The organism is Psychrobacter celer, from assembly GCF_016107555.1.
Taxonomy (GTDB): Bacteria; Pseudomonadota; Gammaproteobacteria; order Pseudomonadales; family Moraxellaceae; genus Psychrobacter; species Psychrobacter celer.
In genome coordinates this window covers 41,014-62,564 of record NZ_JABASU010000004.1, presented here as the reverse complement: position 1 = coordinate 62,564, position 21,551 = coordinate 41,014, and the positions used below count along the sequence as shown (strand labels likewise).

The following is a 21,551-nucleotide window of genomic DNA, read 5'->3' as shown; positions in this document are numbered from 1 at the left end:
CTAGCATGAAGCCTCTAGCAAGGTACTTAATGCATCTGTACCGCGTACGTCTGTTTTTTGCAAATAGATTGGGTATAGCGAATAATTGGGAAAACTGCTTTCAATATCTTGCAGTAGCTGTTGCTGGCGCTCGGCGCGATGCTGCCAAAACGCATCCGCCTGCGTTGGTTTGATTAGTTGATTGACTACTATCGCCGCTGGCGGCAGTTTACTGTCCTCTAATTGTGAGACAGCGCGTTTGGTCTCAGCCAGTGGTAACACGTCGGCGGTCATTACCAAGACAATCGCCGTTTGGCCACGGTCATGCAGCAGTAGGCCTGCTTGACGAAACAGTGCTTTGCGTTTTTCTAGTACTGCTACCGCTTGCTCCCAGCGATCAGATTTTTTTGCAGCAAATGGATTTTGCACATCATGATCGCTGTTTTTTTGACCACCACTACCACGCGTTTGATTGTGACTGTCTAAATGGTTCGCCACCGAGCGCAATTTGGCTTGCCGCCTTTGCTGTGCCAATAATCCATCTGTCCACGCGCCCATCATCTCAGGCAATACCAACAAACGCAATGTATGACCAGTTGGCGCGGTATCAAATATGATATGTTCATATTTCTTATCAGAGTTGGCATCTGCGGCGCAGACGAGATGCTGACACATGGCCTCGAGCATGGCGGCTTCTTGTGCACCGGGTGCCGACTTAGATAGACGCAGGTGCTCACGAATTTTGGGCATCATATCGGGATTGGCATAAGCACTGATGGTATGCTCAACTTGGGCAAAATGCGCATCGACGATGACGTCAGGATTTAGCTCGATAGCATCTAAATAAGGTGATATTGCTGTTTTTGTGTTATTAAGCTGTGTATCCAACACGTCGCCCAAGCTGTGTGCTGGATCGGTTGAGACAATCAGCGTCTTTTGCTGTTGGCTTGCGTAATAACTGGCAAGTGCGGCGGCAGTAGTGGTTTTTCCCACACCGCCCTTACCGCCGATAAATATAATCGGTTGTGCTTTTAGTTGTTCTACTAATGTATGTAGAGGATGTAATGCCATATTTTTATCTCATTTCTTATATTATTTTTATTTTTCAATCATAAATAAACGATTAGCAGCAGCCAACATGGTCAAATGGGCATCTATCCATACCCATGCGCGTGTGCCATTCGTGAAAGTTTTCTAAAAATAACGGCTGTAACTCTAAGGTATAAAAGCTGGCAGGATTATCAATGCCTAAGCTTTCAGCAAACATCAGCAGCATAAAGAAATCTTCTTCATCACGGGCGGCACGTGCCATCGTTTGGCGATAAGGTGCATGATAAAACTCATTGAGTCCTGCCACAAATCGTTGCCACCATGGTTGAGTACTCTCTGGTGGTTGGGCGTTTTCTATATCATTTGATGTGTTTTTATTTTCCATAATTCGCTTATACCCTACTTATTTCTTATTGCCTATCATGCCTATGTGATACAAAAAACGCCAGCAATTGCTGCTAGCGTTTTTGAGTTGATAAATATTTAATATGGTTTAGCGTTTAAATGTCACCGCTTTTGCCTTTGTGTATCGACCATTCTTTGCGTAATACAGACAGACTCTCAAACGTTACTAAGATGGTTGCTATCAAGATAATGATATCCATAATGATCAGCAGCCAATTGCCATCAGTGAAGAAGGTTTTTAGCTGAATTAATAGAGCAAAGACAGTCATAACTAATAAGAAAGTCAGTGGCCCCAAGGTGTACCAAACTGGCTTGCCCTTACGCAATAAAATAACCGTAACAATCATCAAGGTTAGGGCTGCCATCAGCTGATTGGTCGTACCAAATAATGGCCAAATAATCATACCACCAGCACCATCGATACCGCCAGCGCCAAAGGCCAATAGCAAACAGCTACCGACGGCAAGCAGGGTTGCAACGAAGCCTTTGTTCAATGCAGGCAAGTTATAAAACTCACCAAACTCTTGGAAAATATAACGTTGCAAACGAACACCCGTGTCCATCGTGGTACCAGCAAACAATGCTGCCATTACCGTAAGCATCGTCTGTGATAGCACGATATCGATACCGACACCAGCGTTTAGAATGGTTGCACCGCCATCAATAAACGCGCCAATAGAGCCGTCGCCAAATTTTTGATAAACCGCTTGCCAGTCTCCAAGGGTCGCAAAACCTGCCGTGGCTGCCAAAATCGCGCCAAGTGCTAGCATACCTTCGCCCAGCGCCCCAAAGTAACCAACAAAACGTGCGTCTTCTTCTTTGTCAATCTGCTTAGAGGTCGTCCCTGTCGCCACCAATCCGTGAAATCCTGAGATTGCACCGCAAGCAATGGTCACAAACAACAATGGCATGAGTGATGGTGTGCCAGCTGGCAGCGCTGTGTTTACTGCTGGCGCGACAATATTTGGCGTACCAATGAAAATCGCGGCGTACAATAGAATCAAGCCAACAAACAACTGCAAGCCATTGATATAATCGCGCGGTTGCAGCAGCATCCAAACAGGCAACAATGATGCAATTGCCGCATAAGTAAACAAAATGAGAATCCAAACCGCATTATCAGGCAAGCCAAAGACCGTTTCAGGCAACACAATTGGGAACATAGGGCCAAGATAGATCAGACCGTATAAAGCAGTGACGCCAATGATAGAGACCCAAATCAGATTCATCTTGTAGCGATAGATACACTGACCGATGATAAAGGCCACCACCAATGCGCCCCAAACAGGCAATACAGCAGATGGCGTTTTGATCATCATGTTAGCGATAGCCACACCAAACACCGCATTGACCATCAATAGTAATAAGAAAATAACCACCATCATCAAGCTACGGACACGGGTCCCCATGACTGTACCAGCAATAGAGCCAATCGACTGACCGCGATTGCGCATACTTGCCCAAATGGCCGACATATCATGCACACCCGCCATAAAAATAGTACCGAGCACCACCCAAATGATGGCAGGCACCCAACCCCAAATCACGGCAATGGCAGGACCAATGATCGGCGCCGCTCCAGCGACTGAGGTGAAATGATGTCCCCATAGCACATATTTATTTGTGGGGACATAATCCACCCCATCTTTCATTGTGTGTGCTGGCGTGGGACGGCTGTTATCCAATGCCAAAATTTTAGTGGCAATAAATTTTGAGTAAAATAGGTAGCCGCAAAGCATGGCAGCTACACCGAATAAAAGTACAATAGCACTATTCATCTCATCTCTCCCTAGACAGGTAGTAGGTAGTCTTATAAGTTCAAGCTTTTTAAATCAAAATATGAAAAATATGCTAAATTAGTGTGCAGTGAGTGACTCCTCTCACCTGTCATCGGATAAATCGTCGGAATCTTGCGAGACTAGTATTCATCAGTAAAATCTGGAACTTTACTATTCAGGCATATCGCTAATTAGCATATATTGTGGTGAGCCTTTGCCAAAAATTCTGGTTAAATGGTAACCGATTTTACGATAAATGTAACGTTCGTAAGGCATGAAAAATAACAAATAAAGGAAGCATAATGGCACATTATTTTGGATTCGTTCCTTCAGACAAATTAAAAGCGCTTATTACTGAAGCAGAGCAAGTGGTTGAATCAAATGAGTTAGTAGATTACTACCCTTATCGCGACGCGTTGACTCACCAAACCGCGCGTGACCTGATTGACAACCTACTCGTCGGCTTAGTGGATATCATTCCAAACCCTGAGCGTCAAGCAGCCATGCGCAAAGTGGTCGGCACCGTTGAAAAAGCGACGGACACGCTATTAAACATTCTACTGGGTAAAGAAAACAACGAAGAAGTGCTACCCAGCTTTCATTTTTTAAGAGATCGAGCGACATTTATCGATAATGATGGTATCAAGCGCATTGGTTTTCAGCTGTCTGATAAAGACGCCATGACCGTCGACAAAGGCTTTGCAGCGATTACGCCTGAGCATACAGATATGAAAACCTTTAAAACCGCGCTTGAAACCATGAACGAGGAAACGTTGACACACTTTGTCAGCCGCTATGCTGAAACCTTAAAGCTTGGCATGATCAAACGCAAATCTGTGCCCGTTGCCAAAGCGGCCATCGACAAAGGCATGTCTATGGCATTAAACAAGCTATTGCCCGATTTGCCAGATACTTCCTTAAACCGTTTGGCCAATTATTACCGCCCCTTTATCGTAAAAAAGCCAGAATAGCGAATATTATATTTTGAGGCTGTAGTGTTGGGCAAATTTAGTAAAATTTGCTAAAATAGGCGGCACTTTTATCAAAGGCGCAACCCATGACCCAAATTAGTAACCAAGAAATCGAAAAAACCCTACGCAACTCAGAGTGCCTTATTAGCAGTATCGAAGTTGCCGCAGCTTATGAGCGTCTGGCCGCTCAGCTCAACCTGCACTACGCTGGCCTAAATCCTATCGTCATGGTCGTGATGAACGGCGGATTGATTCCAGCTGGTCAACTACTGACCCATTTGACTTTTTATCATCGTATGCATTATATCCATGCCTCACGCTACCGTGATAACGAAGGTACCAATGAGCTAGACTGGAAATTTAAGCCTGATGTCAGTATCGAAGGTGAGCACGTACTGCTGATCGATGATATTTTTGACGAAGGCATCACCCTAAAAGCCGTCGTAGAACAACTTGGTAAAGAAAAACCGCTGTCTATCGAATGCTGCGTGCTGCTAAATAAAGAACATGATCGCAAAGTTGCTGACTTTGATGTAGATTTTGTCGGTATCAACGTTGCAGACCGTTATGTCTATGGCTGTGGCATGGATTTCCATGGTTATCTACGTCATCTGCCAGGTATTTATGCCATTAAAGAAGAAGCGTAAGTGCTTTATTTAAGCGGGCATTTTTAAAAGCATCCGATTAGGATGCTTTTTTTTGCTTATAGGTTTAGTAGTGACTCTAAAACTGTAAGGCTAACCCTGTATGGCGCTCAGTGGGCGTTTGAACGGCTTTTTCTAGTGCGTGTTTTGTACTATATATGGTCACTTGTTTTTTGGCACGTGTCACAGCGGTGTAAATCAGCTCTTTACTCAGCAGCCTTGCGTGACTATTGTCAAAAGTAATGAGCACATGATCAAACTCTGATCCTTGGGATTTATGAATAGTCATCGCATAAGCGGTGGCGATGACCTCTTCATTGAGCAAATTAACAGCAATCCCCTGCTCCTTATTTTCAAAAAACACCTCGAGACGGCTACGATCATCGCTAGTCTGCAAACAAAAACCAATATCGCCATTAAACAACCCTAACTCATAGTTGTTTTGTAGAATCATGACAGGGCGGCCATGAAACCAAGTGTTTTGACCCAGAGGCAGCTTCAGCTCAGCAAGATGCCACTGGGTAAAATAGTTATTGATGTAATGATCACCCCATTCACCATTGTGACCGGCAGTTAATATTCGAAACTGATTGAAGGTGTTCATTAGTGAAGTAATGGTTGTTTTGACTGATTTTGGCATGGATTTTTCTACTGGTTTTTGCAGAAGAGTTTTGATTTTATTTAAGTATGAGTTGTAATGTTTAGTTGCTTTTGATATTTTTTCTCTATTGCTTAGGCTATTTATTATAGCGTTATCATTAGCTGATGAAGTTGGCAAGCTATTGACATTGTTTATATACTCAAAGCTCAGCGCCTCATCATATTTTAACAACTGCCAAATAGCCTGCGTGTCCGTTTCTATTTTATTTATTTGATAAGCAAGTTTACCAATACCAGAGTCAGCGGTAAATCGGCGACTTTCTGTGAGCTCCGCATGAATCGCCTGCAAGCGCGGAATACGGCATAAATCAGCCAATACCGCCCCTGCATCTACCGCAGCCAACTGGTTGGCATCACCCAACAATATCAGTCGCGCCCCAGGCTTTACTGCGCTGACAAGGTAATTTGCCAGCTCCACCCCTAGCATCGATGCTTCATCGACGATAATGATATCCTCGCCAAGTGGATTATTGGCATCATAACGCGGTCTGCCCGTACGTCCGATACCTAGCAAGCGATGAATGGTTTTGGCTTCTTGTAATTGTAGTTCGACATTCGCGGCATCTAACGCGGCTTGCAAAGACTCTTGCATACGCTGTGCCGCTTTACCCGTTGGCGCGGCTAACGCTAGGCTAGCACTGTCTGTACTAAACTTGATTTTTTCATGTGCCGCCCCCCTACTCTCTGTCGCTTGCTGCAATGCCATCACCAGCTGCGCCACGGTGTAAGTCTTGCCCGTGCCTGGGCCACCTGTAATGATACTAAAGGCATTTTTATTAGCGATATCAATCGCCTTTATCTGATTTTTGTGAAGGTTGTCAGGTATTGCTATCTTAAGCGGCGTTACTTGTTGGTCTAAAATAGTATTGATGCGTGCCGCTAAGTTAAATTCCGCTTGCCACGCTCGGTGTAACCAAAACGTGATTGCTGCGTTTTGGTTATCATCCTCCTTGCTGTTAATGTGCTGATAAATGATAGGTTGGTTATTTTTACTTAGGCTATTTTTATTTTCATTATGGTTTGCGTTTGCATTAACGTCAGCGAACAAAGTGTGCTCATCGATTAACTTAGCAAAAAACGTTAAGTTACTATTTTTCAATAACTGGTAGAGTGCCGCTACTGCATCAAGCCTGTTAACCAACATCTCTTTTTCATGATTGCTAAGTGCCAGCTGCGCCCATAGCTGGTCTTGCTTAGCAAACAAATTCTCCAGCAACACAAATATTGATGCCTCTGCCGTAATATCAACCTCTGATGGAACCGCTATTTGAGTGTCAATCAAGGCAATCAGCGGCATTGCTAGCATCTCTAACAGCTGCTGTTGCCACTCATATAGTGTCACTGTCTCGCCACCAACCTGACCACTATGCGGCGCTTCATGCTCAGTTTCCTGAATGCTTAGTACAGTATGCCCCTCTTCTAAATGCGCAGCCAACATAGTAAATAGAGCGGTAAATAAGCCGTTATCTGATGCTGAGTCTACTTTTGCACTACTGTCCTTAGCCGTTGCATCGGCCTTGCTATAGGCTACATGCGTTTGCTGACGACGTAGCAAAATATAATCGCTAATATTACTGGCCCAGCTTTCTTGTGAGCTGATATCAGCTTTACTTTTATTGTTATTATTACTCATGATGTGTTCTTCTCTATATTTATATAATCAGTTCAATTTAGGGCTTTAAAAAAGTATCCTAGCAGCACTATGTTATCCTTAGATTTAATAAACTATAGACTGCTAATTTGGTATGCCAAACAACGTGTCTAAGGCCTTAATAAAATCAATGGGTATATCCCACGTCACCAGTCCGTAGCGGGCATTGCTTATTGGCTTATCATGCATTGTCTCACTGGCTGTTGAGTCGCCGCCGCTCAGTATGTTCGCCTCTTTTTCCTTAGTCGCCAACTGAGAGGCTGGATCATATACACCTCGTAAAAAGACATACTCCACTGCGCCCAAATATTTATCTTCATTGCCTATATAATCAGCAATTCGCATCGACAAAAACCGATTCAATGCCACTTGATAAATGGCAGCTTGTAGCCAGTACCCTGCTTTCGACATTGCTCGCTTGAGCGTAGTTTCGTCATAATCGCTTAGGCTATTTCCTAAAAAATTACTTTTATAATCGACGACATAATACTTGCCAGCATGCTCATATACCAAATCGATTTCACCACGTAAATAACGATACAAATGCGCTTTGTTTTGCGGAACCAGATTGATGTGCTTGTCGGTCTCATCTGGTAGGTACTTCTCAAAAAGCTGATTGATATCCTGTGCTTTAAAACGCTCTGATAGCCCCATATTGAACTCTAATTCGGCAAACCTATGACCTTCATCAATAGCATGTAACGGCTGATCAGACGCTAAGAGTGGCGTATGTAGCACCTCTTCTATCCAGTCAATGAGCGCTTCATGCTTACTAACATCGATCGCCTCCGAATCCAATAAATCAGTATTTAATGACGCACTACCACCTTTGTCTTGTGTCTTTGCTTGTAGGCGACGGCTTTGGGCCTCAGCACTGCTATACACCAGCGGCAGCTGATAGCTACTGACAGCCCTATCGATAACCTGTGGCCACTGCGATTTATTGCTAAAATCAATTTTTTCAAATATCTCATGCAAAAACGTACCCGCATTGGCACCTTTGACAAAGGTAAAACGAATATCATCCTCTAACTTGATATTTGCCTGATCGACTTGCGCGGCAGACTCATAACTATCTGGTTCATGACCACCCAGTGACGGTGAAACTGACGTTTCGGTGATATTGATATCAACATCAATATCTACCGCATCATCTATACGCTCATCCATCACAGCCATTGTCTGCGCCGATTCATCTAGCTGACGAGCCAAGGCGGTAAAACTGGTCTTGGCCCAACCATAAAAATAATTGATTTTCATAACCTCTGAAAAATCATCATACTGAATAGGCTCGGTTTTGGGCTTAGTCGAGGCAAGCGCGCCATTATTCGTTAATGCGCTTATTGCTGTCACGCAGTTATCACGATAAAACGCATCGACCTTATGCCCTCTAATCATGCCTATGATGCCTTTGAGCCTATCTGGCAATTCAAACTTGGCCTCCTCGGAGTCAAACCAATAACACACTGGCCTGAAGTCACAATCAATATTTCTATAGGCATCTTTTAATACCACATAAAGCTGTTCACTGGCGCGCGTAAAGGCGACATAGCCAAGCCGGCGCAGCTCATCAAAGCCCTCCTGCGTCTCAATATCAGTATAATAGCCGTCTGTGGTCGCAGAGCCTTGCACTGGTGAGAATCGGCGCTGATTGCCTGTCGATTGCTGCGCCAACGCTGACTGATTTTGTTGAGAAGCGTCTTGTTGAGTAACATATTGCTGGCTAGGGTTTTGTTGCGCATTATAGAGATACAACCCATAGTCTTCTTTATTACCTGATTTTCTACTGGCATCGTCCATACCCAGTACATAGACAATGGGAAACTCTAGTCCTTTAGACTTATGAATGGTCATTAGCTGAACGCCAGACTCTGTCGGTAGCGGATATTGCTTAGCCCAATCACTGCTCGGCGCGCTATCTATGTTCTGTCTAAACCACGCTAGCAGCTCATACTCACCCATGCCGATACCATACTGCGCCAAGATATCCATCACATGACGCAAATCCATAATATGACGCGCGCCTTCTGGATGCGCGGCTAGTGCTTGCCACACGCCTTGCGGCTGTACAGGGCTTTTGTCCAACAAGTAATGCATGGCCGATAATATGCCAAAGTGCTGCCAACGCTGGCCGCCTTCTTTTAAATAGCTAATAAAGTCTTGATAGCTGTTCTTATTATCAATGGCTTGTGTATTAGCGCTATTTAAATCTACAACCCCTGACTCATGGTCCGTCATCATGGCTTTGACATCTCTGATGCTTAGGCCATATAAATGACTGGTCAGCACCCGATTGATCATATCGTGACGATACGGGTATAGCATGGCACTTAGCAGCGCTGCCACATCCTCTGCCATGATGGTTTCAAAGATACTGACATCACTGGTGGTCAGGGTCGGCACACCAAGCTTGACAAGCTCGTCTTCGACTTGCTTTAGGTCTTTTTTGGCACGTGCCAGCACACCGATATCGCTCGGTTGAATCGGTTTGCCTTTAAGTGTCTGATGGCTGCTAAGCAAGGTGGCAATATGACGGGCTGTGATTTCAAACTCGTCGTACTCAAGCGCCTTATCATAAGGCAGGTGCAACACACTCACGGGCTGAGCAGAGAGCACGTCATTTACTAAGTCATCTACCGAGTCACTATTTAGGTCGCTGTTTGGCATGTCTGGCTGACGAAACCAAGACAGCTGATTTTCTTGCTTTTCAGCTTTGATGTGCTGGTAATAAATACCACTACCTAACTGTGCCAGCCTATTCTCTTGAGTCACTGGCGCAGGCATACCGAACCAGCAGTTTAGAGCGTTAATCACACTGGCGTTTGAACGACGGTTAGTATCGAGCGTCCATAGGCTGCTTTTTTCAAACTGGGCTTTCATATAATTGTAGTTGGCGACATCACCGCCGCGAAACCCATAAATGGCCTGCTTAGGATCACCTACCAATAGCAAAAACTCATGGTTGGCTTTATTGCTCGCTTTATTACCCGTAGCCTGCTTGTCATTGGCCGATGGTTTACGCTTCGGCAGATAGATGCTTTCAATCATAATGGCTTGCTCGCCATTGATGTCTTGCGACTCATCAATCAATGCCACTGGATAATGATGACGAATATAACGCGCCAGCTTCTCTCCTTGCCGACCGGTCAATGCTTGGTTTAAGCGTACCATCTGCAAGCTAAAGGTGGTCTCACCGCGCTCTTCTAAGATAACCGGCAGTCTGTCACGCACCGCCAGCACGATATGGCGGTTGATATTGGCTAACAACATCACAATATGCTGATTTAAACCATCAACCATATCTAAGATAGCCATTAATTTACTAATGGTGTCTAATGCGAAAAATGCTTCATGCTCTTTTTCTCTATTCTTATTAAAATTCTTAATTTTACCTTCTTCATTGGGATATCTAGAATCCTGCAATGAGGTAAGAATCTTATTTTCACGTTCATTTAAATAACTGGTAAACGCCAGCTGATGTTCCGCTATTTTTTGATGCACCTCAATAATGGCATCAAACTGTGTCATTAAATTAGAGCGCCCATTAAACCCTTGAGACTTTCGATAATCAGGATTTAAGTACGGTTGAATATCTGCCAAATCTAATGTCGCAAACTCATGCAATAGCTGTTCATATAAACCAAAATCAAAATCTGCTAGCCTTACCTCATCAATCGGCGCAGAGATGAAATTCAGTGAGCGCGTCACAAAGCTCTTGTGATCCCCCACTGCCGTCAGCTTGCCTTGCTGATCCATCAATGCATAAAGCTTGGGCTGCTCATGGTACAGTCGGCTTTGAAACTGACGCAGTTCATCATGAATGATACTGTCCGTCACTTGCTCGATGCTACTGTCGTCAATAATGGCCATGCCTTGCTGGTGGCCTGTCTCGCTACTGTATTCTGTAAGCCACTTTTGTGCCAAGCTATCGAGGGTACCGACAAACAGCTTATCCAAGGTCGTCAACACCAATGCCGTACGGCGAATCGCCTCTGTCATAGGATAGCTATATACATGATCAAGCAAGTAGCCAACCAGATGCAGATTGATAGGATCTTGCATGATGTCATCTAAGCGCGCACCTTTTGCCTGCGCGACTAGCCATTTTTCACGATTTTGTTTTGCTTGTACACGCTTTTTGGCCGCGGCTTTTTTGTCATGGGCTTTGTCATAGTCAATGTCTTGGTTGAGTTCATCAGCGTCTTTTTCAGCAGTCGCATCCGTGTCTGCGTGCTGACTTACCTGATTATTCTTCTTATCTTTATCGCTGTCTGGCATCACTTGTAGGATAGGTGGATATAAATGCTCTTTATTTGCAGAGTTGGCACTCAGGCTACTCACCCATTGCAGCAGCTGATAAAAATCCACCAAACGATCATGAATGCGCTGACGCATCTCGGCTGCCGCAGCGCGAGTAAAGGTCGTTGCAATGATTTGCTCTGGCGCGCGCCGTGCTTCAATGAGCAAGCGCAGTACGATGCCCGTAAGTGTCCAAGTCTTACCCGTACCGGCTGATGCTTCGATAAGATGCCGACCTGTCAATGCCACCTCAATCGCTGGTATCACCTCGGCCTTGGGCTCTGCAACATCCAAACCTTGAGAAGAGGGTTGGTACAATTCATCGTCAAAACTCGGTGATATAGGTGTATCAGTGATAAATTCTGTCATAGGGGCGTACACTTTTTATTATCCATTAAGCCAAAAGGTAAAAAACGAACCGTGTTAAGTAATCAGTAATCAGCAAACAACTAGTAAGCAATCAACTAGCCAGCTAACTATCTAGACTTTGCAGGGCTTTATACATCAGCTCATACAGCGGCTGTGCTAACGTCGTTAAGGCTGCTGATAGGGCTTTAAAGGCATCTTGATCACGCAGTACGTATTGCCAAATGGCATGCTGCGAGCAGGTATCATATACCGTATCTACGTGATAATTGGGCCTTAGCCACTCTAAGAAATCTGCACGTTTTGGCCAATAGCTGCCGCTCTCATCTTCACTCTCTGCCGCTTTTGCGCACTTATCAAGATAACTGAGCGCATATTCTGGCAATAAGGTAATCGGTACTTGACCGACTAGCTTGCCAAAAATTGCCCATTTTATTAGCTCGGCCAACGCATCTTCATACACAATAGGGCTGAGCTGAAAGGCGGTTATTTTTTCATACCTTTTAACTTGTGAGCTTGGTTTATTAAAACGCCAAATACTCACGCCATCATCTGCTGCGACTTGCTCGGCAGTTGTGCGTCTGGCGACTTGCCAATACAGATGTGACAACCAAAACTTGATTAAATGCTTGGGGCTAGCAGAATTGGGCAGTATATTTAACCACTGCTTGGGGGATTGCTCGGCATAGGACATGCCAGCCTGTAGATTAGCAAGAGGATTATTAGCATCTATCGGTACTGATGTTGGTACTGAGCCTTTTATTTTAACCACTTTAGGTAATAGTTTTAGTAATGACGTATCATCAGCCTCATTACTAGCATCAGTTAGCACAGATGCTAGCGCTAGCTGCACGGGATGCTCGATCGTTGGGGTCAGTAGCTGCAAACCACTTATACCATTTCCATCAACTAGCTGGGCATTATCCAAATCATTGTCCAAGCCATTAGCAACCAGCTGCTCTTTAAACTCCTGACATTGCTGCTGCAGTTTTTGCTGCTGATTGGGCAAGGTCGTTTGGCGCGCCACCCCTGCTGGCATGATTTTTTGATACATTAAAATTGGGTGATCTTGCTTGGCTGTACTATCACTATCAACATGGTTATTAGCGGCATCGCTCGCCAGTTCATGAATCAAATGCGCTTTGATCTGATAAGTCGTCAGATTGTCTAGGAATAGTGGCTCTTGATTAGCCATCGCTTCCTCGCCTTGCACCACATGCACCTTTTGAGTACGCAAAAACGCCTTGGCGGGATGACGCACTTGATAGGCCAATGCGCCTTCAACGTCTATCTCCTCAATATTGAACACCGTATCAAACATAGCGTCGATATTAATGGTGTCTATACCAGACCCTGCGTCTAGTGATAGCATCTCAGCCAATGCCGCTAAGGTTTGATTGTCTACTTGCCCCAATTGACCTAGAGAGTGTCCAAGCAGCTGAGCGATGGCTTCATACTGGGACTTAGTCGGCAAACCAACCAGCGCTGTCTGCTCATAAGATGCACTATCCTTTAAAGTACGAAACACCGCTTGCCACAGCGGCGCTGGCGGAAATTGGCGTTGTTGCGCAAGCTTGGTTTTGCGCATGGCGGTATGCAAAATAGCATCCAGCGCATCTGTCTTGTCTTTATCGACGCGCTCGCTCTGGTTGGGATGAAGGGTTGAATGAGGCGTAGACGTATCAGATGCTTGCTCAAAAGCATCCGCCTCTTCACTATTTATTTCAAACAAGCTCTCGTGAAACGGCAGTGCCGGATGCTCCGTCACCAGCCACTGCTTAATCAATTTAGGTAAATAACGCTTAAGACTCTCGGTGGTAGAGTCAACACTCTCAGGCAATGCGTCTAACGTGTCTAAGGCTTCAAGCGAGTTGACCTGCCACTGCACCTCGCCTTGCAAAAACTGCAACAGCTCACTGACTGGGTTGGCAGGCAGGTGCTCGTGGGTGTCTGTCAGACTTTGACCATTATAAAATATCCAGCACGCACTGCGCGCGCACAGTAGTGCGTCTAAGAACGCACCATTATCGTCATCTTCACTGACTCTATCACCGCGGCGAGCATTGGCAGCTTTCATCAAATCATAGCGATTATCACGGTCACGCCCAGGGAACTCAGATAAATCCATATTGAGCATCACCACCAAATCAAAAGGCACGTTTCTGAGCGCTCCAAATCGACCAAAAGTAATCACTCCAGTCGGCTCAGCACTGACCTGCTGACTCTCAAGCTCCGCCTCGATACTGTCCAGCATAAAGCTCAGCTTAAGCGGCAACTGCTCGACACCTGCCAGCCTGTGTTCTACCTCCCTGTTGGCACTATCACTACTGGCATACTGTCGATAGTGGCGATTGGCCCTCAGGCTTGATTTAAAGCCATTCATGGCATTATAGATGGCACGCATCGTACGTGTCTGATCGACATCACCGAAGTAGCGATGAATCACTTGTGTCTCAATCTGCGCCAGCCAGTCCTCGGCTTTGAGTTTTTTTGTATGGTCATCACGGCGCGCAGTCAAGCCTGAATAAATACGGCAAAGCGCTTCAACAATCATCGCATCATTTAGGCTCACTTGCGACAGCGGCAGAGTCATCTCGGGCAAGGCGGTGCTTGGCCAGTCCTCCTGTGCCAAAGGGTATAAGCAATCGCTCAAACTGGCTTCTGGCATCACCAGACCAAGCGTCAATCTATCTAACGCTTGAGCAAAGGTAAATCGGTAATCATAGTCGTGGCTATCTAGGGTTTGTTTAAGATGCCATTCATCAAAACCGCGAATAAAGCCTGCCTCGATCAGCAGATCACAACCACGGCTCATCTGCTCATGGGTTAAGCCGAAGTTTTCATACAGCGGTGGCAGCATCAGCCAATCAAGCACCTCAGCCGCTTCAAAGCGGGCGCTATGACTGCCTAATAACTTATAAAAACCAATAATAGCCTCCCATAGCTGACGAATATCGGCATCAACCACCCCCGTCACCTTTGCTGGCAGGGTTAAACCATCTTGACCTTTACCACTGACAAATATAGAGCTGATCAGCGCATGATGCCGCTCAACATCGGGCAGCAACACGACAATATCGGATATATGGCGTTTTTTCTCACCAGATGCTAGGGGTTCATTGAGCCAGCGCCCAATCATGATACGCAGCACTTCTAGCTGACGCTGTAGGCTATGGCATGAGTGAATGCTGAGGCTATTGTCTTGTGCAGACATCGCCCACAAACGCTCCTTCTCAAAGCGCTTGTTTTCTAATACTTCATCGTCATACCACGCCGTTTGCTGCAGCTTTTGATCAACTTGCTCAAAAGACAGCTCTATTTGCTCACTGACTGCTTGCGAGACTTTGGCTGCGGTCGCTTGCTGGGTAGACTGCTCATCTAGCATCAATACATCATTTTGCAAACGCTTTAATAAGCTTGGGCTGTCTTGCGGCTGTTGCGCACTGTCATCAGAATCAATACCGAACGCATCGCTCAAGCCCTTATTGCTATCATCGCCCTCATCAAAGATGTCCTGCCATTCGACGAGTGCGTCTTGGTACTGCTCATTACCCGATAAATTCGCAAGCATCGCAAAAGTATCGCGCGACTGCTTGCCCAAACGCGATAGCAAACTGTGCCCATAATCACGCAAAAACACGCTTTCAGGGTTGATAATCTGCTGACGCTGTAGCCACGACTTGTCCACGATATCCGCCCAAAACAGCTTAGACGGGTTATAGTGTAGTAGCGTAATATCCATGTATTGCGATAAGCGCTGCAAAAAGTCGAGCTCGGTCTGTGGCAATTGCTGAATGGTAAAAATGCGCAGCACTTTGGGCAATTGCGCGCGTTCATTTGCCTTGTTTTCTTTTAAGGCTGACCAAAAGGTATCCTCAAGCGCCACCCGGTGCTGATGCACATCAGCAAACAAATGCGACCATAAGAAACGCTGCGCGACCTCTAACTCTACATAATGCGCCACCAACCAATCAGGGGTGCCTCGCGCATACTTATCAAAGCGCAAAGACAGAGTATCCTTTTCAGCGATCAGCGCCTCTACAGTCAGCGGTTTATCATGCGACCAGAGATCTAGCCAGTCCTCACGGTGGGTTAAATAGCGGTTAAATACCCTCGCCAAATCACTTGCCAGCTGCCAAATGCGCGCGTCTTGCTGTGCCTTATCCTGCTGCACTTCTTCTTGCGCCTCATCAATCAAAGATGCCAGCAGTGGATAAACGGGATGTTTTTCATCAGCGACAATGGCTTCTTGATAATAAGTCAAATAACCAAACAAGCGCCACTGCATCACCGTTGGTGACAGCACTGCCACCTCAGGTACATTCAATGTGGCCGCATCAGGGTTTTGTTCTAGCAAATAAGCATTGTGACGGCTCAACACATCTTGCATCAATGTCCACTGATACTGACCCCAAAACGTCGTCGTCACTAAGGTGCTGATACCCGCTTGGCTTGCAATAGACTTATCTAGCCAATCACCAAGCACCATGGACGGTACAATGACCACAAACTTCTCAAAGACGGGTTGGTTTTTGGACTTATAGGCAGCTAACAACTGCTCAACCAACAGCTCGGTACGGTGGGACTGAATGATTTTAAACATAAAGGCGATCTAATTGGAGTAATAATAAAATAACGAGGCGACGGATGCATACTAGGTACGATCAGGTACGGTAACGTGCAAACATAGCCTGTCATGGTGCAAAGCATAATAGCAATACTGCCGACGACACTCATCAATTCATGTTTGATGGTCGTTCGCTTGTTACATTTCTGCTAGCATAATGTCGATATCAGAATGCATGATAAAGCAGCTTGATAACGATAAAAAGCGTAAGATGCGTCACTTGCCGATCAGTGTGCCATTGTTTATGGCGGTTTGCCAGTATATCATCTGCTCAGTAAGACAGCCTGCGACAATGGATGTCGTTAAGTTTTTACCTTAACTCTTTTGTCAACGAGATAAACAACTATTATGCCCCTGCGCCCTATTGATGCCATTTTCGTCCATCCAAAAAAACGGCTGTACGTCGTTTATTATCGCAGCGAGCTTTGGCAACTGCCATGTATGCGAATTAACGATAACGCCTGGCAAAACCGAAAGCCTTATAACGACGATAGTAGCGGACTCTACTTGAGCATTCATCAAGCCATCAGCGATCCGATACTGGCACAAAAGCTTCGCACTCTAAACCTCCCCGCCGCCGTCCACGGTAGCTCACTGTCACGTTTTGAAGCATGGTGGCAGGCGCATGGCTTTAAATGGCTCAAAGACAAGCTATCAACAGGTGAGTCGCCGCTTGCCGCTCATCAAGTAAAAACCATTGACAACAAACCCACTTCCCCTTCACACTATCATCCAGCAGCGGCGAGCAAAAATGATGATACTAGCGCGCCCAGCCGCCTAAAAACCAACAGTCCAAGCGGCAACGATTCGGCCGTAAATACCGCTGCCACGACGGATATCTTTGCAAACATGCTGGCAGATTTGGCAGAGGAAGTGCTGTATCAGTCGCTTTAGGGATAATAACCTGATAGCAGCAGCTCTTAGGGCGCACTCTGATATCGAAGTCTGATTTTTTGCGTTATCTGAGTACCACCTTGACCATTCACTACCGATTATAAGAAGAGCAGTCATATATGAAAGACTACAAGCTGCTACTGGCTGGGCTAATTTTACTATTGCTCATCGTTTTTATCGCCATTTTTATGTGGCTGTGGATCAGTAACCGTAAAAACATAGACCCCTTGCCGATTATGGCAAACAACAATGAAGCGTCAGCCATAACGGCAGAGAGTGAAGAGGACGATATATCAACCTCAACCTTACATGTGCAAGCAGAAGAGCGCCTAAAAGTGCCTTTGGACGATGTAATTGTCAGCTTTGAGTCTCGCTATCCGCACGTACAAGTTTTGGCCAATTATGTGCCCCCTCATGCGTTCTTGCAATTAGCAGATAGCGACATGGCCGCCGAGCAGCCTGCCTCAAATATCGGTACAGACATCATCATCGCCCACGGTAGCTTGACAGCCAAACGCCTTGAGCCTTTGCAGGCCCAGCTAGCGCTGATGCAAAATGCGTTTAATAAAAAGCAAGCCAGTACCGCCTCTCATGACCAAGCGGTAGATACAGAGATGGGTCAAAGTGCCACTAAAGCCAAAACAGACAATCAAGAAGCGCGCAGTTTAAATGCATTTAGCTATGCATTAACAGATGAAGAAAGCTTAGACGGGGTGATTTTGTCCGATAATAGCGTTGCCATCAGCTTTCGTAACTTTTTGCTATCGAGCGCAGGACAGGATATATTAAAAAAATACGATTATGATAATATCGATGGCTATAAAAACAGCGTAGATGATTTATTTAATCCAACGTCACGCGCCAAACAAGTCTCAGGTGAAAACCCCGTAGACGTCACCGACGCGCTCAGTAATGGCAAATAAAGATAGTCTGTCTATTTGTAGATTGCTCATTGCTTTTGGCGCGGCTTTTTTCTACAATATCTCTCCACAACGCGCCTATAGCTCAACAGGATAGAGCAGTTGCCTCCTAAGCGACCGATCCGAGTTCGAGTCTTGGTGGGCGCACCAATCATTGTATTTAGACATAACCTCGCATTACCTCAAACCCTCCAAACCCCTTATACATATACATAGTTGTCTTTATTGATTACTTGTTATTACCTGCTAGTACCTCTACAATGTTGTTAAATTAGTTGTTAAATAATATGCAACGTCATTTTCTGTTGTTAATTATGCAGTGAGGTTGTTGTTAAACCTCCAAGCGCCTTTAGGTATAAGCCATGACGAGAAGACAAGACTACCGATTAACTGACGCTGGTGTGAAAGCCATTGCCAAACAGTCCACTCCCACCAAAGTCACGCGCCATGGTGATGGCAACAATTTATATCTTATACAACATCCAAATGGCTCGCTATTTTGGCAGATGACTTATCGCTATCAATCCCCTAAAGATCTTAAGCCAAAGCAAAAAACTTATCAGATTGGTATTTATAAATCTGCCAAGCAAATCATTGGCTCTACATTTAAACCAGAGGTGTCACTAAAAGAGGCTCGGCTGGTACGTGATAAAGCTCAAGCATTACTGGCTGATAATATTGATCCTACTGAACATAAAAATAATGATAAAAATAACTATGAGCAGAAGGACTTATTTAAAATTATTGCTAAGAGCTATATTGACGAAAAATCTACCACTACCTCTAAGAAGAATATTCAAAAACTTCACAACTATCTAAATAGGCATATTGCACCCCATATCGGTGACTATCCTATTGCCTCTATCACTGCACAGGACGTCATCAAAACAGGTCTAGCAATTCAAAATCACTTCGAAAAACAAGGCAAATGGACAGCCGATACTACAAGTAAGTGTGTTGAACTAATTGGCTCAGTTTTTGAATATGCTATTAATACGTTAAGCTACGATGTCATTAATGTCGCTTATGGTCGTAATAAAGCTTTAAGACCTCATCAGGCTAAGCGTATGAAAGCGGTCGAGCAGCATCAGTTTTCCGAATTATTACGTAATATTGATAAATATGTTGAAGATCATCCGAATGCCCATGAACAAACCGTGGCTGGCATGCAGCTGATGACCTTCTGTTTTGTTAGAACGAAAGAACTACGATTTTTTGAATGGTCAGAAATTGACTACCATAAAAATGTCTGGCGTATCCCAGCACATAAAATGAAAATGCGTCAAGATCACATTATTCCCTTGTCACCGCAGGCAATGGCCATTATCGAGCGTATGCGACCTTTAACAGAAAAAACAAATTACGTATTTTATAACTTCACGAAGAATCAGCCTTATAGTGAGGCTTGGTTTAATCAAGCTCTGAAACGTATGGGCTATACGGGTAGTCCCTACCCTGAAATGACTGGACATGGATTTAGGCAGCTTGCCAGCACGGGATTGTATGAATTAAAGTTCAGTGAGGATGTGATAGAAATACAGTTAGCCCATCTTAATCGGTCTAGTGTCAAAAAGAGATACGATTTATCTGCACATCTAGCAGAAAGGCAAATGATGATGAATCAGTGGGCAAACCATCTTGATGACTTACGAACTGGCAAAGCTGTTAGCTTTGACTTAATGACACCAGATGAAATTGAAAGAGAGATGAATAATCGTAATGAGCAAGCTACTGATATAGCGCTGCATGATAAAGATCTTTTGATAAATAGTTTACGAGCCCAAGGGATACCTGATGAGTTATTAGGACAGCTTGTTGATTATATAAAGTAGCACTTAGATAAATCTATTTAACTCGAAGACCCAGGAGTCTCGGTAATCACCCCAAAAAATAATAACACCTAAAAGTAGAAACTAACTGCTAAAATACCAGCAGGAGATTTCGACATGAAAAAATCAAGATTTACCGACACTCAGATTGTTGACCCCTGCCGTCAAATCCGTACACATAAACTTGGGAGATTTTAATTACGCAGCCTGACGATAATAATCAAACCACACCTGTCTTGGCGATTGATAGCCCAAACCCTTTTGAATCCTCGTCTGATTGTAGTACAGCTCGATATAACTGATAATATCATTGATGGCTGTGAACCTTGTTTTATAGTCTTGATGATATACTAATTCATTCTTTAATACGCCCCAGAAGCTTTCTATCGGAGCGTTATCGAAACAGTTGCCTTTGCCGCTCATTGAGCCTATAAATTGATGCTGCTTAATGGTCTTGTGGTAGGCGTGACTGCAATACTGACTGCCTCTGTCTGAATGAACGATTAGCCTTTTGCTTGGACGTTTATTCTTGATGGCCATATTTAGTGCTTTGCAAACTAAATCTGCGGTCATACACTTGTTAATAGCGTAACCGACAAGCTCTTTGGTGTATAAGTCTTTGACCCCTGCTAAGTACAGCCAACCCTCATTCGTCCAGATATAGGTGATGTCGCTGACCCACGACTCGTTAGGGCGCTTAGCATCAAACTTCTGATCCAGTACGTTTGGATAGACCAGCTTGTTGTGATTGGAGTCGGTGGTGACTTTAAAGCGCTTATGACGACGACATTTAATGCCGTGTTGCTCTTTGATGCTTCTTACCATATACAGGCTAATGTTATGGCCTTGCTCGCTTAGATGAGAATGCAGTCGATCTGCGCCATAACGTTCTTTCGTTTCATTGTGAGCCGCTTTAATCAGTAATTCAGACTGGTTGCGATGTATCTGTTGGTCGCTGAGATCACGACTTAGCCAGTCGTAATAGCTTGATGGCTTAACCCTTAACACACGGCACATAGTGGTGATGCGAAAGAGGAACTGGTTGTCTTTGATAAAGGCGTACTTGACTAGCTGTTTCTCGCGAAGTACGCCGTGGCCAACTCGAGCATAGCTCTCCCCTTGCGTCGGGGCGAAGCAGTGCTTCGCTTTATCCCTCCTCATTTAGTATTTCGCGTTCCTCTTCGGCAACTTTAAGCTGGCGTTTGAGCTGCTTTATCTCTTTAAGAGCACTCATAAGGTCAGGATTATATTGCTCTGTGCCAACAAGCTTGCCTTGATTGGCTTTGTTATGCCAATTTGAGAGCGTTTGCATGGCGATGCCAAGTTGCTTTGCGGTCGCTGAAATATTGCCGTTGTTATCCGCTATCTTCTTGACGGCTTCAGCTTTAAATTCGTTACTGTAAGTTCTTAATTTCTTGGTCATGGTAAACTCCTATAATTGTGCTTAGTTTACCAAGTTTAGTTGTACGGTTTCTTCA

11 protein-coding genes, 1 tRNA gene and 1 pseudogene are annotated in these 21,551 nt (G+C 44.8%); 6 read left to right on the top strand and 7 right to left on the bottom strand.

The features are described from left to right. The 3 genes from JFC05_RS03420 to JFC05_RS03410 form a co-directional block, all read right to left on the bottom strand. Entirely contained in the window at positions 1-1,050 is a 1,050-nt protein-coding gene (locus JFC05_RS03420; RefSeq protein WP_198335779.1) for an ArsA family ATPase, read from the bottom strand. Between the two features lie 52 nt (positions 1,051-1,102). Continuing rightward, a complete protein-coding gene (locus JFC05_RS03415) occupies positions 1,103-1,414 on the bottom strand; it encodes a cory-CC-star protein (RefSeq protein ID WP_093070887.1) in 312 nt (103 codons plus the stop codon). Between the two features lie 115 nt (positions 1,415-1,529). Next, a complete protein-coding gene (locus tag JFC05_RS03410; protein WP_198335778.1) occupies positions 1,530-3,212 on the bottom strand; it encodes a carbon starvation CstA family protein in 1,683 nt (560 codons plus the stop codon). Positions 3,213-3,514: 302 nt separating this feature from the next. On the opposite strand from JFC05_RS03410, the gene JFC05_RS03405 reads away from it, so the two are divergent. Then, positions 3,515-4,183, top strand: a complete 669-nt coding sequence (locus JFC05_RS03405) for a hypothetical protein (RefSeq protein WP_198335777.1) — start codon at positions 3,515-3,517, stop codon at positions 4,181-4,183. A gap of 86 nt (positions 4,184-4,269) precedes the next feature. Further along, positions 4,270-4,830, top strand: coding sequence for a hypoxanthine-guanine phosphoribosyltransferase (locus JFC05_RS03400; protein WP_105245837.1), 561 nt, complete (start codon positions 4,270-4,272; stop codon positions 4,828-4,830). A gap of 76 nt (positions 4,831-4,906) precedes the next feature. Here the strand turns inward: JFC05_RS03400 and recD are convergent, their stop codons facing one another. From recD to JFC05_RS03385, 3 genes are all read right to left on the bottom strand, one after another. Next, entirely contained in the window at positions 4,907-7,120 is a 2,214-nt protein-coding gene (gene recD, locus JFC05_RS03395) for an exodeoxyribonuclease V subunit alpha (protein ID WP_198335776.1), read from the bottom strand. A 102-nt stretch (positions 7,121-7,222) separates the two neighbouring features. Further along, positions 7,223-11,806 (bottom strand): UvrD-helicase domain-containing protein, encoded by a 4,584-nt coding sequence (locus tag JFC05_RS03390; RefSeq protein ID WP_198335775.1) that lies wholly within the window; start codon positions 11,804-11,806, stop codon positions 7,223-7,225. Between the two features lie 103 nt (positions 11,807-11,909). Then, positions 11,910-16,406 carry an exodeoxyribonuclease V subunit gamma gene (locus JFC05_RS03385; RefSeq protein ID WP_198335774.1) on the bottom strand — a complete coding sequence of 1,499 codons (4,497 nt, stop codon included), beginning with the start codon at positions 16,404-16,406 and terminating at the stop codon, positions 11,910-11,912. 372 nt (positions 16,407-16,778) lie between these two features. Between JFC05_RS03385 and JFC05_RS03380 the strand changes: the two genes are divergently transcribed. The 4 genes from JFC05_RS03380 (at position 16,779) to JFC05_RS03365 (ending at position 20,076) form a co-directional block, all read left to right on the top strand. Beyond that, positions 16,779-17,324 (top strand): hypothetical protein, encoded by a 546-nt coding sequence (locus tag JFC05_RS03380; RefSeq protein WP_198335773.1) that lies wholly within the window; start codon positions 16,779-16,781, stop codon positions 17,322-17,324. Positions 17,325-17,443: 119 nt separating this feature from the next. Further along, positions 17,444-18,247 (top strand): hypothetical protein, encoded by an 804-nt coding sequence (locus tag JFC05_RS03375; RefSeq protein WP_198335772.1) that lies wholly within the window; start codon positions 17,444-17,446, stop codon positions 18,245-18,247. A gap of 71 nt (positions 18,248-18,318) precedes the next feature. After that, positions 18,319-18,394, top strand: a tRNA-Arg gene (locus JFC05_RS03370). A gap of 212 nt (positions 18,395-18,606) precedes the next feature. Further along, a complete protein-coding gene (locus JFC05_RS03365; RefSeq protein ID WP_198335771.1) occupies positions 18,607-20,076 on the top strand; it encodes a tyrosine-type recombinase/integrase in 1,470 nt (489 codons plus the stop codon). Positions 20,077-20,271: 195 nt separating this feature from the next. Here JFC05_RS03365 and JFC05_RS03360 read toward each other — a convergent pair. Further along, positions 20,272-21,496: pseudogene (locus JFC05_RS03360) on the bottom strand (IS3 family transposase). Positions 21,497-21,551: the final 55 nt, after the last annotated feature.